A 15,248-nucleotide genomic window follows, 5' to 3' on the forward strand; every position below is an offset into this window, starting at 1 on the left:
CGGCGGTGCGGCCAGGTGTGCAGCTGAGGCACGGTGGGGCAACGCTGCCGACAAAATGTCGAAGCGCTTCGATGGACGGTACCCGGCGGAGGGCGGCAAGCGCTACCCCGCTCGGCGAAATCAGGAACGCCGACGGTGCTCGCCGAGGGATCGTCGAGGGGTTGTCGACGGACTATGCGAGCTCCGCGTGCTCTCGGTCGAGGAGCGCGTAGACCACCTCGTTGGACCAGACGCCGTCGCGCTGGTCGTTCTCCAGGAGGTGGGCCTCGAGGCGCATGCCGAGCCGCTCGGCGACGCGGACGGAGGCGACGTTCTCCTCGTCGATCCGCGCGTACACGCGGTGGAAGCCGTACGTGGCAAAGGCCAGCTCCAGGGTGGCGCGGGCGGCCTCGGTCGCGAGACCCCGCCCGCTGACGTCGGGGTGCAGGGCGTAACCGAGCTCGGCCTGCCGCGCGCCGGCCGCCCACTTGAGCATCGCTTCGCCGACGACGTCGCCGTCGGCCTCGATCGCCAGCACCAGCACGTCGCCGACCTCCTCGAACGGCGCCGTCGACCAGGTGCTGAGCTTCGCCTGAGCCGTGGGCAGGTCCCACGGCGGCTGGTACATGAACCGCACCACCTCGGTGCGCGAGCGCCAGCGGAGGAACGCCTCGGCGTCGGCGGGAGCTACCGGGCGAAGCCGGAGGCGGTCGGTGACCAGTGGCCACTCGGGGGCGGCGGGACCGGGCACGGCAGGTCTGGGGACAGGCAGCGAAGAGGGCACGGTCCGACCGTAGCGCGCGGCAACAACCGTGCCACCGGTATTTACCCCGGTGATCTTCGGATCGGACTCGGCTCCGGCGAGTCGCGGTTCAGCGCGCCTCGAACGGCACGGTCGCCCAGCCGGCGGGCATGGTGCGGGGCTGCCACGACGGGTCGGGCGTCCAGTCGGCCCAGGCCTTGTCCCACCAGAGCTCGCCGGCGTCGAGCAGGCCGGCGATCCGGTCGCCCTCGGCGCGGATCTGCTCCATCCGGCCGGGATAACGCGCGGGCCCGGTCTCCTCGAACTCGAGGACGTCCTTGAACTCGTAGGTCTCGGCGTCGGCGGCCCACCAGACGTCGAGCTCGTGGTCGAGCGTGTCGAACCCGATGGGCGTGCGGCGGGGCGCGTCCTCGAGGTTGAAGTACCAGCCCTGGAAGGCGCGCTGGGGTCCGTCCCAGAACAGGAAGAGGGAGTGCTCGACCCCTGTCCAGTGCAGCTCGAGCCGGCCGTGGCCGCGCCAGCTCGTGCTGCCCGCGAGCTTCCAGGGGTGCTCCCCCACCGGGAACGCGCCGGTCTCGGGATACACCATCGGGGTGCCGCCGGGGGTGTAGGTGACGAGCAGGTCGCCGTCGTCCTGGACGCACACCTGGGGTATCGCGATCCACGGTTCGCCGCGCATGATCTCGCGGCGCACCACTGTCTGGCCGGGCTGGAACACTGGCGTCATGCCCGGCACGTTAACAGCGGTCGGTTACGGCCCGGCGACATCGGCGTCAACTCCGTGGCGGTTGCGCGCTATCCAGTCCACACCGAAGTCCACGAGCGTCCGCTGGTCCATGAGCCGGGCGGCAGCGGACCCCACCTGCCCGACGGTGACCGCGCCGGTCTCCTCGAACGCGGCGCCGAGCTGATCGAAGTCGTCCTCGCCCGTGACGAGGTCCGTCCAGGTCACCCAGCGGCTCGTCCCGTCGCCGGCGCTGATCGCCGCGCCTGTCTCTGCCATCGGTGGAGACGCCTGACGGCGCTCGGCGAGATGCAGGGACGTGTTGGAGTCATGGCCGCAACCGAGGAGCAGGACCTTGCCGCCGAACCGGTAGACCGCGCCGATCGGTGATCTCTCGCCGTGGGACTCGGCGAGGTCGTGCCCCGCGACCACGTCCCGGGCCTGTGCGCCGAGCGCGGCGCAGGACACGTGCGGATGCCCGCTGCGCACGGCACCGGGCCAGGTCCGGACGGCCTCGGGCAGGACGCCGACCCAGCGGCTGGGGGTGCGGGCGGGATCGAATCCTGGCGTCTCGGACCGGAGCACGGGCCACCACCGCTCGGGGACCGGCGGGTTCTGCCAGCCTGCCGGGTCGGTGTTCCCCGACGTGTGGGTCGGGACGACGATCGTGCCCTCGGGGCCTACGGCCGTCAGCAACGCGTCCACCACCGCCTGCACGCCGCCCGCCACGAAACCGAGGCTCCGCATCGACGAGTGCACCAGGAGCACGTCCCCCGGGACCACGCCCAGCGCCAGCAGGTCGCTCGTCAATGTCGCCGTCGTATGCGGCAGGGCTTGGTCCATGCGGGGACGGTAGCCCCGCCACCGATCCGCCCGCACGACAATTCCAGGTGCCGCCGCCACGTCAGGAGTTGACCACAGCAGCCGCTGCCAGATCCGGGCCCCCTTTTTGGCAGCAACCGCTGTGCTCAACGCCTTACGGGTCAGGCGACTGCTACGTCGATGCCCTGGCGCAGGACCCGGAGGGGGCGCAGGGTCGCGTCCGTGACCAGGACGTCGGCGCGGGCGCCGGGTTCCAGGCTGCCGACCTCGCCGGTCAGCCCCAGGACGCGCGCGGGCACGGCCGTCGCGGAGCGCACGGCGTCGACCAGGGGGACGCCACCGGCCACGGCCAGCCGCACGACGTCGATCAGGTGCGCGGTTCCGCCGGCGATCGGCCCCTCTCCCCCGGCCTCCGGGCTCCCCTCCTCCGGGACGACCCGCGCTACGCCGTCCAGCACCTCCACGGACATCGGGCCCAGCTCGTAGCGGCCGTCGGCGACGCCCGCCGCCGCCATCGCGTCGGTGACCAGCACCACCTGGTCCGGTCCGACCATGTCGAACACCGAGCGGACCGTCGCCGGGTCGAGGTGCACGCCGTCGCCGATGAGCTCGACGACCATGTCGCCGCGGGCGGCAGCCGCCAGGCAGGCCGCGATCGGGCCCGGCCGGCGATGGTGCAGCGGCCGCATCCCGTTGAACAGGTGCGTCGCGGTCAGGGGCCCGAGAGGGCTGCCCGCGGCGGCCAGCGCGGCAGTCACCTGCGCGATCAGCGCCTCAGCCTGCTCGGTGCTCCCGTCGGTGTGGCCGAGCGAGGGCAGCACGCCCGCCTCGACCAGCGCCTCGGCCACGCCGCCGGGACCGGTCACGCCGGGCACCTCGGGGGCGATGGTCATCGTGCGCAGGTACCCGCGGGCGGCCTCGGCCAGGTCCCTGACCAGGTCCACGCTGCCTTCTTGCAGGTCAGCCGGGTTGTGTGCGCCCCTGCGGTGGTACGAGAGAAACGGCCCCTCCGCGTGCAGGCCCTCGATCTCGCCCGCGACGGCGAGCTCGGCCAGCACCGACGCGCGCTCCAGCAGGACCTCCGGCCGGGCCGTCACGAGCGATGCGAGCAGGGTGGTGGTGCCGTGGCGACGGTGCTCCAGCACGCCCGCCAGTGCTTCGGAGGCAGTGGTCACGTCCGGGAACGAGACTCCGCCCCCGCCGTGGTTGTGCAGGTCCACGAGACCGGGCAGCAGGTACGTCCCCGGGGCGGGCGGCACGGTCTCGACGGCGGGGCCGTACCCGGTCGCCAGGGCGTCGGACACCGAGCCCGCGAACGTGACGCGACCACCCGAGGCGACGACGACGCCGTCGTCCACGACTGCGGAGGGCTGGACCAGGCGACCGCGCACCACCAGTGCACCGGAATCAGTCATGCGGACATCCTGCCAGGGTTGACAGGCCGCTTTTCGCCTGGCAATGATGCCACCTGATCATCGAAGCGCTTCGCCTACGGCGGGGACGCTCACCGCACGTCAAGGAAGATGTGAATGATGCGTATGCCTGCCCTGGTCGTCGCCACGTTCTCGCAGGTCCGGGCCGGCTGAAGGATGACCGCCACCCTCCCCCACCAGGCACTCGGCAGGACCGGGCTGCTCGTGCCCTCGGTAGTGCTCGGGACGTCCGGGATCGGCCGCCGGCTCGACGCCGCCGCTGCGACCAGCCTGCTGCGCGCCGCGGCGTCCGCCGGATGGCGCACGTGGGACACGAGCAACGAGTACGGCGACGCCGAGGCGTACATCGGGTCGGCTCTCGACGGGCTCGCCGGTCCGGTCCAGGTGTTCACCAAGGTGGACCCGCTACCCGGATCCGGCGACTTCTCGGGTGATCGTGTGCGCGCGTCCGTCACCGAGTCCCGCGAACGCCTGGGCCTCGACCGGCTGCCGCTGGTGCACTTGCACGACCCGGAGCGCATGACGTTCGCCGACGCCGTGGCGCCCGACGGTCCGGTCCGCGCCCTGCTGGAGCTGCGCGAGGCGGGCGTGATCGAGCACCTCGGGGTGGCCGGCGGGCCGATCGGGCTGCTGCGGCAGTACGTGCGCACCGGCGAGTTCGAGGCGGTCGTGACGCACAACCGCCTCACGCTGCTGGACCGGTCGGCAGAGACGCTGCTGGACGACTGCGCCGAACGCGGCGTGGGCGTCCTCAACGCCGCCCCGTTCGGCGGCGGTGCTCTCGCCGACGACGACGGGCCCGTGCGGCACTACCACTACCGCGACGTCGACGGCGTGCAGCGGGACGCGATCCTGCGGATCCGCAGCATCGCACGTGCGGCGGGCGTCCCCGTGGGCGCCCTCGCGCTCCGGACCGGCGACCGTGACCCGCGCGTCGCGGGGACGATAGTCGGCGTGACGAGCGCCGCCCAGCTCGCCCAGGTCACCGCGTGGGCAGACGCCGACGTGCCGGACGACGTCTGGCCCGAGCTCGACGCCGCGCTGCCCGACCCGGCCCACTGGGCCGGGGAGCTCGGCCGCTGACCGGCTCTGCCGACCTGCCCTGCTGACCTGCTTCTCTACCGACCCGACGCTCCACCGACCCGAGGACGACCAATGACGGTTCCGTTCGTACCCGACCGCCTGCTCTTCGGCGGCGACTACAACCCTGAGCAGTGGCCGCGCGAGGTCTGGGCCGAGGACATGGCGCTCATGCGCCGGGCAGGCGTGAACACGGTGACGATAGGCGTGTTCTCGTGGGCCGCGATCGAGCCCCGCGAAGGACAGTTCGAGCCGGGCTGGCTGGACGACGTCGTCGCACTCCTCGACGAGAACGAGATCGGGTTCTTCCTCGCGACCCCGACCGCGTCCCCGCCGCCGTGGTTCACCAGGGCGCACCCGGACGCGCTGCCCGTCCGGGCCGACGGGACCTACGTGTCCCACGGCTCGCGGGACACGTACGCGATCAGCGCCCCCGCCTACCGCCAGGCCGCGCGGCGCGTCGCGCGGTTCCTCGCCGAGCGGTACGGCGCGCACCCGCGGCTGCGTGGCTGGCACGTGCACAACGAGTACGGGACGGTCGACCACGGCCCGCACTCGGCGGCAGCCTTCCGCCGCTGGCTCCGGAAGCGGTACGTGTCGCTCGATGCGCTGAACGACGCCTGGTACACGGCGTTCTGGTCCCAGCGGTACGACGACTGGGACGAGATCCTGCCGCCGCGCACGACGCAGTACCTGGCCAACCCCGCGCACGCAGTGGACTTCAAGCGGTTCTGCTCCGACGAGATGCTCGCGGCCTGCGTCGAGCAGCGGGACGAGATCCGCGCGACCGGCTCGACGGCTCCGGTCACCACGAACTTCATGCAGCCCACCTGGGACCACCTCAACCAGTGGGACTGGAGCGAACAGCTGGACCTCGCCTCCGTCGACCACTATCTCGACACGACCGGCCCGGACGGAGAGGCCCACGTCGCGTACGGCGCCGACCTCACCCGTTCGTGGGGCGGCGGCCCCTGGCTGCTCATGGAGCAGAGCGCCTCCGGCATCCGGGACGGCGCCCGGCAGGCGTTCAAGGACCCCGACCGGATGCTGCGCAACTCCCTCGGCTACGTCGCGCGGGGTTCCCAGGGTGCGCTGTTCTTCCAGTGGCGCGCCTCGGCGGGCGGCTCCGAGACGTGGCACAGCGCGATGGTCCCGCACGTCGGCCCCGAGAGCCGGACGTTCGAGGGCGTCGTCGAGCTCGGGGCGCTCCTCGGCCGCCTCCAGGAGATCGCGGAACCGCCGCACGACGGACCCGTCGTCGAGGCCGACGTCGCGATCCTGTGGGACGCGAACGGCCGGTGGTCGCTCCAGACGCCGCACCTGCCGAACGACGACCTCGACTACACGGAGGAGGTCCGTGCGACGCACCGCGCCCTGTGGCGGGCCGGGGTCGCCGTCGACTTCCTGCGGCCGGGCGCCGACGCCGCCCGCTACCGGGTGCTGTTCGTCCCGACCCTCATGGCGATGGACTCCGGCACCGTCGAGTGGCTCACCCGGTACGTCGAGGCGGGCGGGCATCTCGTCGTCGGGCGGTTCACCGGGATCGCGGACGAGCATCAGCGAGTGGCCCCCGGTGGCTACCCGGGCCGGCTGCGGGACCTCCTGGGTATCCGGGTCACCGAGCACCGCCCGCTCGACCCGGCAGAGACCCAGGAGCTCAGCGACGGGTCGACCGTCGACCAGTGGACGGAGCGGATGGACCCGCCCCGGGCGGAGGTCCTCGCCACCTACACGCAGGGCTCGCTCGCGGGCCTGCCCGCCGTGACCCGCCACCCCGTCGGCGGCGGCAGCGCCACGTACGTCTCGGCGCGGATGGTCCAGGAGTCGTGGGACGCCTTCGTCGCCGCACGGCTCGCGGAGCACGGCGTCGGCCCCGTGGTCCCCGAGGCGGTGGGTACCGGGCTCGAGGCGATCCGGCGGCGCGGCGCGGCGGGCACGTACCTCTTCCTGCTGCACCACGGCGACCGACCGGTCCGGATCGCCGGGCAGGGGCACGACCTCGTCACCGACGCGCCGGCCGATGCCGGGATCGTGGTGCCCGCCGGCGGGTATGCGGTGATCCGGGAGACGCCAGACGCCAAGTGGTCCGTGACGGTCCAGTAGCTCTCAACCGTTGGTCGGGCTTGTCGAGACCGGTCTCGACAAGCCCGGCCGACGGCAGATGTCAGAAGAGGCGGGTGGTCGGGTCGTCCGCGCCGCGCATGGTGTCGTAGTCCAGGAGGAGGGTGGTGATGCCTCTGTCGTGGGCCAGGACGCGGGCCTGCGGCTTGATCTCCTGGGCGGCGTACACGCCGCGCACCGGCGCCAGCATCGGGTCGCGGTTCAGCAGGTCCAGATACCGCGTGAGCTGCTCGACGCCGTCGATGTCGCCGCGGCGCTTGATCTCCACCGCGACCGACGCGCCGGTGGCGTCGCGCGCGAGGATGTCGACCGGGCCGATGGCCGTCGGGTACTCGCGGCGGACCAGGGTGTGCCCGGCACCCAGCAGGGCGATCTGCTCGGCGAGCAGCTCCTGCAGGTGCGCCTCCACGCCGTCCTTCACCAGACCCGGGTCGATGCCCAGGTCGTGCGCGGAGTCGTGGTGCACGGTGAACAGCTCGACCTCGAGCCGGTCGTCCGACTTGGCGTGCTGGACGGTCCACACCTCGGTGACGCCGCGTGCGGCGGCCTCCTCGGAGGGCTCGCGCACGGCGAGGGTGCACGGGGGGCTCATCCAGTTCAGCGGCTTGTACGAGCCGCCGTCGGAATGAATGAGGACGCTTCCGTCAGCCTTGACGACGAGCAGCCGGGTAGCCGGCGGGAGCATCGCGGTCAGGCGGCCCGTGTAGAGGGCGGAGCAGTCGGCGACGACCAGCCGCATCAGAGAACCAGATCCTGTCGTCCGGGAGGGGCGGCCTCGAGCCAGGAGGCGAGGCCGAAGTAGTCGCCGGCAGCGAGGTCGAGCTCGAAGTCGAGCCCGTCGTACCGGCACTGGACGAGGTAGTGGTCACCCTGACCACGCTCGTCCGGGTCCAGCGGGGTGCGACCGGTCACGGTGAGCCGCTCCCGGTACCACGTGCGGGCCGGACGGGGCGCCAGCGACCAGCACCGCCACCACTCGATCCGGCCCACCGCGTACTGCGCGATGCCCGGCGTCCAGGAACCCTCAGGATTCCCGGTCGGCCGGGCATTGCAGTTGAACGAACCTACCCTGCGAGAAAGCGTCCGCAGCCGGGAGATCCCCAGTGCGAGCACCAGCGCGAGCGCGCCGAGCACCGCTATCGCGATCCATATGACGCCGGGCACTCGCGCTCTCCCTCAGACCAGGGAGATCTCGTCGACCACGAGGGTGACGAGGTTGTTGTCCACGGACACGAAACCACCGGTGACCTGCGCCTCAACGGCCGTCCCCGAAGCTGTGTCCACCTTGATCACGCCCGGGCGAAGCACAGCCAGCAGCGGCGTGTGGTTCGCCAGGATGCCGATCTGCCCGTCCGCGGACGGCGCGCTCACCTGCGTCGCCGCACCGCTCCAGACCTTGCGGTCCCTGGACACGAGGTCCACGCTCAGCTCTGCCACGAGAGCTCCTTCCGATGTAGCGGGCGCGATGCCGTCCCTGCCGGACTGCCTGATTCTGGCATGCCCGGCGGGACGGCATCACGCACGGAGGATGGACGAAGCCTCAGGCCCCGTACTCCTTCTGGATCCGTGCCCAGTTCTCCTCGAGCATCTCGAGGCCACCGATGTTGTAGAAGGCCTGCTCGGCGATGTGGTCGAACTCACCGTCAGCGATCTTCTTGAATGCCTCGATGGTCTCCGACAGAGGCACCGTCGAGCCCACCACACCGGTGAACTTCTCGGCCATGTACGTGTTCTGGGAGAGGAACTGCTCGATACGACGGGCACGCCCGACGACCGTCTTGTCCTCTTCCGAGAGCTCGTCCACACCGAGGATGGCGATGATGTCCTGCAGCTCCTTGTTGCGCTGCAGGATCGACTTCACGCGGGTCGCGACGTCGTAGTGCTCCTGGCCCACGTAACGCGGGTCGAGGATGCGGGACGTCGAGGCCAGCGGGTCGATCGCCGGGTACAGACCCTTCGACGCGATCTCGCGGGAGAGCTCGGTCGTGGCGTCCAGGTGGGCGAACGTCGTGGCCGGGGCCGGGTCGGTGTAGTCGTCAGCAGGCACGTAGATGGCCTGCAGCGACGTGATGGAGTGACCACGCGTCGAGGTGATGCGCTCCTGGAGGAGGCCCATCTCGTCGGCCAGGTTCGGCTGGTAGCCCACGGCGGACGGCATACGGCCGAGCAGCGTGGAGACCTCGGAACCGGCCTGCGTGAAGCGGAAGATGTTGTCGATGAAGAGCAGCACGTCCTGCTGCTGCACGTCACGGAAGTACTCCGCCATCGTCAGGGCCGACAGGGCCACGCGCAGACGCGTGCCCGGCGGCTCGTCCATCTGGCCGAAGACGAGGGCGGTCTTGTCGAAGACGCCCGCCTCGTCCATCTCGGCGATCAGGTCGTTGCCCTCACGGGTGCGCTCGCCGACACCGGCGAACACCGACACACCACCGTGGTCCTGGGCGACACGCTGGATCATCTCCTGGATGAGGACCGTCTTGCCGACGCCCGCACCACCGAAGAGACCGATCTTGCCACCCTGGACGTACGGGGTGAGCAGGTCGATGGACTTGATGCCCGTCTCGAACATCGTCGTCTTCGACTCGAGCTGGTCGAAGGCCGGCGCCTTGCGGTGGATCGGCCAGCGCTCGGTGACCTCGAACTTCTCGCCCTCGGCGAGGTTCAGGACGTCGCCGGTCACGTTGAAGACCCGGCCCTTGGTGATGTCACCGACGGGCACGCTGATGGGCTCGCCCGTGTCGGTCACGACGGCGCCGCGGACCAGGCCGTCGGTCGGCTTCAGGGCGATGGCGCGCACCAGGGAGTCACCCAGGTGCTGCTCGACCTCGAGCGTCAGCACGGACTTGTTCTCGCCCTTGCCGGACAGGTCGATCTCGACGGTCAGCGCGTTGTAGATCTCAGGGATCGCGTCATCGGGGAACTCGATGTCCACGACGGGTCCGATCACCCGAGCGACCCGGCCGGTGCCGGGGCCGCTCGTGTGCTCGACCGTAGATTCCACGGTGGTGGCGGTCATACTTGCCTCGCTTCGGTGGGCCGGAGGGTCCTCCGGCGGGGAGTCTTTACGGGTCGGTTCAGGACGCCAGGGCGTCGGCCCCGGAGACGATCTCGCTGATCTCCTGGGTGATGTCAGCCTGACGTGCCTGGTTGGCCAGTCGGGTGTACGTGCGGATCAGGTCCTCGGCGTTGTCCGTCGCCGTGTGCATGGCCCGCTGACGGGCAGCGAGCTCGGACGCGGCGGCGTCGAGCAGCATCGCGTAGATGCGCTGCTCGATGTAGCGCGGGAGCAGCTCGTCCAGCACGGCCTCGGGCGACGGCTCGAAGTCGTAGAGCGGCAGGGCCTCGTGCTCGTCGGCCTCGGACACGCCCTCGACCACCTCGAGCGGCAGCATGCGCACCACGCGGGCCCGCTGCGACACCATGTTGACGAACAGCGTGGAGACCACGTGCAGCTCGCTGACACCGCCGTCGGGCTCCTCCGCGAGGAACACCTCGAGCAGCGTCTCGGCGATGTCGCGGGCCGCCTCGGGCGTCGGCTTCTCCGAGCCGTACGACCAGCTCTTGGCGATCTCCCGCCCGCGGAACGTGTAGTACGCGATCGCACGGCGGCCGGCCACGTACAGCACGACCTCCTTGCCCTCGGCCGTCAGCTGCCCGATGAGCTTCTCGGCCTCGCGGACGATCGCCATCGGGTAGGAGCCGGCCATGCCCGCGTCGGAGGAGACGACGAGCACCGCTGCGCGGTTGCCGCCCTCCTCCTGCGTGAGCGGGTGGTCGATGTCCGTGTGCGACGCGACAGCCGACACCGCACGGGTGATCGCCTGTGCGTACGGCGCGGCCGCCGCTGCCGCCGCGCGAGCCTTGCCGATGCGGGACGCGGCGATCAGCTCACGCGCGCGGAAGATCTTCTTCAGCGACTGCGTCGACTTGATCCGCGCCTTGTAGACGCGCTGAGCTCCACCGGCCACGGGTCAGGCCTTCTTCTTGACGACGATCTGCGCCTGCTCGACGTCGACAGGGCCACCCTCGACCTCACCACCGACGAGCGGCGTGCCGTCGCTCTTCTGGAAGCCCGCCCGGAAGTCGTCCACGGCGGCGCTCAGCGCCTCCTCCGTGTCGGACTCCAGCTTGCCGGACTTGAGGATCGTCTCCAGGACGTCGGTCTTGCGGCGCAGGTGGTCCAGCAGCTCGGACTCGAACCGCTTGACGTCCTCGACCGCGACGTCGTCGAGCTTGCCCTTGGTACCGGCCCACACGGAGGCGACCTGGTCCTCGACCGCGTACGGCGAGTACTGGGGCTGCTTGAGCAGCTCCGTCAGGACGGCGCCGCGCTGCAGCTGTGCGCGGGACGCCGCGTCGAGGTCGGACGCGAACATCGCGAACGCCTCGAGCGAGCGGAACTGCGCCAGCTCCAGCTTGAGCGTGCCGGAGACCTTCTTCATGGCCTTGATCTGCGCGTCACCACCGACTCGGGAGACCGAGATACCGACGTCCACGGCGGGACGCTGGTCGGCGTTGAACAGGTCGGACTGCAGGAAGATCTGACCGTCCGTGATGGAGATGACGTTCGTCGGGATGTACGCCGAGACGTCGTTCGCCTTGGTCTCGATGATCGGCAGACCGGTCATCGAGCCCGCGCCCAGCTCGTCCGAGAGCTTCGCACAACGCTCGAGCAGACGGGAGTGCAGGTAGAAGACGTCACCCGGGTAGGCCTCGCGGCCCGGCGGGCGGCGCAGCAGCAGCGACACGGCACGGTAGGCCTCGGCCTGCTTCGACAGGTCGTCGAAGATGATCAGGACGTGCTTGCCCTGGTACATCCAGTGCTGGCCGATGGCCGAGCCGGTGTACGGCGCGAGGTACTTGAAGCCTGCCGGGTCGGACGCCGGAGCCGCGACGATCGTCGTGTACTCCAGGGCGCCGGCCTCCTCGAGGGCGCCACGCACGGCGGCGATGGTCGAACCCTTCTGGCCGATGGCGACGTAGATGCAGCGGACCTGCTGCTTCGGGTCGCCGCTCTCCCAGTTCGCCTTCTGGTTGATGATCGTGTCGACCGCGATCGCCGTCTTGCCCGTCTGGCGGTCGCCGATGATCAGCTGACGCTGGCCACGGCCGATCGGGATCATCGAGTCGATCGCCTTGATGCCGGTCTGCAGCGGCTCGTGCACCGACTTACGCTGCATGACGCCGGGCGCCTGCAGCTCGAGGGCACGGACGCCGTCCGTCTCGATGGCGCCGAGGCCGTCGATGGGGGTACCCAGCGGGTCGACCACGCGGCCGAGGTAGCCCTCGCCCACGGGGACCGAGAGCACCTCACCGGTACGGCGGACCTCCTGGCCCTCCTCGATGCCGGTGAACTCGCCGAGGACGACCACACCGATCTCGCGGACATCCAGGTTCTGCGCGAGTCCGAGCGTGCCGTCCTCGAAGCGCAGCAGCTCGTTCGCCATCACGCCAGGGAGGCCCTCGACGCGGGCGATACCGTCCGCTGCGTACGAGACGCGGCCCACCTCTTCGGCGACCGCTTCCTGGGGCTCGTAGGACTTCACGAAGCTGTCCAGCGCGGCCCGGACCTCGTCCGGCCGGATCGTCAGCTCAGCCATTGCTTATCTCCTGTCGTGGCCGCGAAAGCCGCGGCGGAAGGTTCTTGTTCACGTATTCAGCCGGCCAGACGACGCGAGGCGTCAGCAAGGCGCGACAGGACAGTGGAGTCGACGACGTCCGCGCCGACCTGGATGCGCATGCCCCCGACGATTGCCGGGTCCACGGTGACGTTCAGCTGCACGGGCCGCCCGTACGAGCGCTCGAGCAGCGCGCCGAGGCGCTGCTCCTGCTCGCGGGTGAGCACCGTCGCGCTCGTCACGGAGGCGACGAGGCGCTTGCGACGCTCCGCCGCGACCTCGCCGAACCAACCGAGCGTCTGCACGAAGCGACGGCCACGCAGCGACGACGTCGCCCGCCTGGCCAGGCTCTGGGTCACGGTGTCGACCTTGCCGCCGACCAGCGCGTCCACGAGCGCCACCCGGCGCTCGGGAGCGGTGGTGCCGTCCGAGAGGACCTGCTTGGCCTCACGCTGGCCGCCGAGCGACCGGGTGAGCCGGAACAGCTCGTCCTCCACCGTCTCGAGCGCCCCGCGCGCCTCGGCGGAAGCCAGCACGGCGTCCACACCGAGACGCTCGATGGCGTCGGCCAGGTCCGCGTCGCTCGCCCAGCGTGACCGGACGAGTCCGGACACCAGGTCGACCACGCGCTCGTCGAAACCGCTCAGCAGGTTGGCCACCAGGCCGGCCTTGGCCTCGCCCTCGCGGGAGGGGTCGGCGAGCGAGCGGCGCAGCGCAGCGGAGTCGTCCAGCGCCGACACCATGGTGAGCAGCTGCTCACCCAGCGTCAGTGCGTCCGCACCTGCGGCACGCAGCACCGGCTCGAAGCGCTCCTGCGCCGCCGTCAGCGATGCCCCGCTCGATCCCCGCATCACGCCTCCTTGTTGCTTGCCACGGCCTGGCTTGCCTCGAGCTCGTCGAGGAAGCGGTCCACCACGCGCGACTGACGGGCCGAGTCCTCGAGGGACTCGCCCACGATCTTCGACGCCAGGTCGGTCGCGAGCGCGCCGACCTCGTTGCGCAGGGACACGGACGCGGCCTGACGGTCGGCCTCGATCTGGCGACGGGCGGTCTCGGCGATGCGCTCCGCCTCCTCGCTCGCCTTGGCCTTGAGCTCCTTGATGATGGCGGTGCCCTCGGCACGCGCCTCCTCACGGACCTGCGCGGCGTCGGCGCGGGCCTCGGCGAGCAGCTTCTGCTGCTCGGCGACGGCCGCGTCAGCAGCCTCCTGCGCCTTCTCCGCCTTGGCGATGCCACCCTCGATCTGGGCGGTGCGCTCGTCGAGCACCGTCTGGAACTTGGGCAGGACCACCTTGTAGAACACCAGGCCGATGACCACCACGATCACCAGCGACCAGACGAGGTCGTAGGTGTGCGGCAGCAGTACGTTGTTCGCAGGCTCCTCGGCGGCGGCGCTCACCGCGGCGGAGCCGAAGGTGAGGGCCGTCATCACGCCGGGACGATGAAGCCGGCGACCAGGCCGAGGAGCGCGAGCACCTCGACGAAGGCCACACCGATGAACATGGTGGTCCGGAGCTGGCCGGCGACCTCGGGCTGGCGGGCCATGCCCTCGATGGTCTTGCCGATCAGGATGCCGAGGCCGATGCCCGGGCCCACGGCAGCAAGGCCGTAGCCGACGGTGCCGATGTTGCCGGTGACCTCGGCGAGGTAGGTGGCGTCCACTGGGATTCCTTCCGGTTGGCGCCGGCCCTGTTCGGTCCGGCGTCGTGTGTGTTGGTGTGCAGGTAGAGCTGGGGTGACAGCGGCCGACCCGGGCTTCCGGGCGCCGCCGTCAAGATCAGTGGTCGGCCTCGACCGACATGTTCAGGTAGACCGCCGTCAGGATGGCGAAGACATACGCCTGCAGCGCGGCCACGAACACCTCGAAGGCGTAGAACGCAAATCCGGCCACAAGGGTTCCGGCGCCGAAGGCCTTCATGCCACCCACCGCGTCGAAGAAGAAGAACGACGTGGCGGCGAAGCAGATGGCGAGCATCAGGTGCCCGGCCATCATGTTCGCCAGGAGTCGGATCGCGAGCGTCGCGGGACGCAGGACGAACACCTGGAGGAACTCGATCGGCACCAGCAGGACGTAGAGCGCCTTCGGCACACCGGGCGGCAGCAGCGAGCTCTTGAGGAACCCGCCGACGCCCTGGGCCTTGATACCGGCGCCGAGGTACATCACGTACACCCAGAGCGCCAGGACGATCGGCATACCGATCAGTGACGTACCCGCGATGTTCAGGAATGGCGTGACACCCGTGATGTTCATGAAGAACACCGTGCAGAAGAGCGTGGCCAGGAGCGGGAAGTACTTGGCGCCGTTGTGCTCGCCGAGCACCTCGACCGCGATGTTCTTGCGCACGAACCCGAGAATCATCTCGATGGCGTTCTGGAACCGGCCCGGGACCACCTTCGCGCGGTAGGCCGCGATGACGAAGATCGTCAGCAGGACAGCAGCCGCGATGAGACGGACAAGGATGATGCGGTTGATCTCGAACGGGGTTCCCTCGAACAGGAAGCCCGGAGGAAAGAAGTCCGCAATGGTCGGCGCGTGAAAGACGCTCTCACCCTCGTGAGTGCTCTCGGACGCGCTGAGCAACATGGAGGTCGCGAGACTGGACAGGACGATCTCCCGGTGGTCTGGTGGCCCTGGCTCGCAACACCGCGTATACGGGCGGTACGGGCGCGCCATCGGGCCTGGCCGTCATGGATTCGTCGTAAGCCTA

At 70.5% G+C, this 15,248-nt stretch carries 16 protein-coding genes; 2 read left to right on the plus strand and 14 right to left on the minus strand.

Translation table 11 applies throughout. From position 1 onward, the window contains the following. Window positions 1–172: 172 nt before the first annotated feature. The 4 genes from ACFO6V_RS27400 to ACFO6V_RS27415 form a co-directional block, all read right to left on the minus strand. Window positions 173–763, minus strand: a complete 591-nt coding sequence (locus tag ACFO6V_RS27400) for a GNAT family N-acetyltransferase (protein ID WP_377142156.1) — start codon at window positions 761–763, stop codon at window positions 173–175. An 88-nt stretch (window positions 764–851) separates the two neighbouring features. Beyond that, a complete protein-coding gene (locus ACFO6V_RS27405; RefSeq protein ID WP_377142159.1) occupies window positions 852–1,469 on the minus strand; it encodes a ribonuclease FAU-1 family protein in 618 nt (205 codons plus the stop codon). Window positions 1,470–1,493: 24 nt separating this feature from the next. Further along, window positions 1,494–2,309 carry an AAC(3) family N-acetyltransferase gene (locus ACFO6V_RS27410; RefSeq protein ID WP_377142162.1) on the minus strand — a complete coding sequence of 272 codons (816 nt, stop codon included), beginning with the start codon at window positions 2,307–2,309 and terminating at the stop codon, window positions 1,494–1,496. Between the two features lie 140 nt (window positions 2,310–2,449). After that, window positions 2,450–3,703 (minus strand): N-acetylglucosamine-6-phosphate deacetylase, encoded by a 1,254-nt coding sequence (locus ACFO6V_RS27415; RefSeq protein ID WP_377142165.1) that lies wholly within the window; start codon window positions 3,701–3,703, stop codon window positions 2,450–2,452. 174 nt (window positions 3,704–3,877) lie between these two features. On the opposite strand from ACFO6V_RS27415, the gene ACFO6V_RS27420 reads away from it, so the two are divergent. Beyond that, window positions 3,878–4,804, plus strand: coding sequence for an aldo/keto reductase (locus ACFO6V_RS27420; RefSeq protein ID WP_377142168.1), 927 nt, complete (start codon window positions 3,878–3,880; stop codon window positions 4,802–4,804). Window positions 4,805–4,876: 72 nt separating this feature from the next. Next, window positions 4,877–6,904 carry a beta-galactosidase gene (locus ACFO6V_RS27425; RefSeq protein ID WP_377142170.1) on the plus strand — a complete coding sequence of 676 codons (2,028 nt, stop codon included), beginning with the start codon at window positions 4,877–4,879 and terminating at the stop codon, window positions 6,902–6,904. A gap of 61 nt (window positions 6,905–6,965) precedes the next feature. Here the strand turns inward: ACFO6V_RS27425 and nucS are convergent, their stop codons facing one another. From nucS to atpB, 10 genes are all read right to left on the minus strand, one after another. Beyond that, a complete protein-coding gene (gene nucS / locus ACFO6V_RS27430) occupies window positions 6,966–7,661 on the minus strand; it encodes an endonuclease NucS (RefSeq protein ID WP_377142173.1) in 696 nt (231 codons plus the stop codon). Then, window positions 7,661–8,086: a DUF2550 domain-containing protein gene (locus tag ACFO6V_RS27435; protein WP_377142176.1), complete on the minus strand. Its 426-nt coding sequence runs from the start codon at window positions 8,084–8,086 to the stop codon at window positions 7,661–7,663. The genes nucS and ACFO6V_RS27435 overlap by 1 nt, the downstream gene beginning before the upstream one ends. Window positions 8,087–8,098: 12 nt before the next feature. Continuing rightward, window positions 8,099–8,359, minus strand: coding sequence for a F0F1 ATP synthase subunit epsilon (locus ACFO6V_RS27440; protein ID WP_377142179.1), 261 nt, complete (start codon window positions 8,357–8,359; stop codon window positions 8,099–8,101). 103 nt (window positions 8,360–8,462) lie between these two features. Further along, entirely contained in the window at window positions 8,463–9,938 is a 1,476-nt protein-coding gene (atpD, locus tag ACFO6V_RS27445; protein WP_357511484.1) for a F0F1 ATP synthase subunit beta, read from the minus strand. 58 nt (window positions 9,939–9,996) lie between these two features. Further along, window positions 9,997–10,890: a F0F1 ATP synthase subunit gamma gene (locus tag ACFO6V_RS27450; RefSeq protein WP_377142182.1), complete on the minus strand. Its 894-nt coding sequence runs from the start codon at window positions 10,888–10,890 to the stop codon at window positions 9,997–9,999. Window positions 10,891–10,893: 3 nt separating this feature from the next. After that, window positions 10,894–12,522: a F0F1 ATP synthase subunit alpha gene (gene atpA / locus ACFO6V_RS27455; protein WP_116676691.1), complete on the minus strand. Its 1,629-nt coding sequence runs from the start codon at window positions 12,520–12,522 to the stop codon at window positions 10,894–10,896. 56 nt (window positions 12,523–12,578) lie between these two features. Next, window positions 12,579–13,391 (minus strand): F0F1 ATP synthase subunit delta, encoded by an 813-nt coding sequence (locus tag ACFO6V_RS27460; protein WP_377142186.1) that lies wholly within the window; start codon window positions 13,389–13,391, stop codon window positions 12,579–12,581. Continuing rightward, window positions 13,391–13,969, minus strand: coding sequence for a F0F1 ATP synthase subunit B (locus ACFO6V_RS27465; RefSeq protein ID WP_377142349.1), 579 nt, complete (start codon window positions 13,967–13,969; stop codon window positions 13,391–13,393). The genes ACFO6V_RS27460 and ACFO6V_RS27465 overlap by 1 nt, the downstream gene beginning before the upstream one ends. After that, entirely contained in the window at window positions 13,969–14,202 is a 234-nt protein-coding gene (locus ACFO6V_RS27470) for an ATP synthase F0 subunit C (protein WP_377142188.1), read from the minus strand. The genes ACFO6V_RS27465 and ACFO6V_RS27470 overlap by 1 nt, the downstream gene beginning before the upstream one ends. A 115-nt stretch (window positions 14,203–14,317) precedes the next feature. After that, the gene (atpB, locus tag ACFO6V_RS27475) at window positions 14,318–15,124 is read right to left on the minus strand and encodes a F0F1 ATP synthase subunit A (RefSeq protein WP_377142190.1); all 807 of its coding nucleotides are present in this window, start codon (window positions 15,122–15,124) and stop codon (window positions 14,318–14,320) included. Between the last annotated feature and the right edge of the window lie 124 nt (window positions 15,125–15,248).

Origin of the sequence: Promicromonospora alba (assembly GCF_042654905.1) — a bacterium.
GTDB classification, from domain to species: Bacteria; Actinomycetota; Actinomycetes; order Actinomycetales; family Cellulomonadaceae; genus Promicromonospora; species Promicromonospora alba.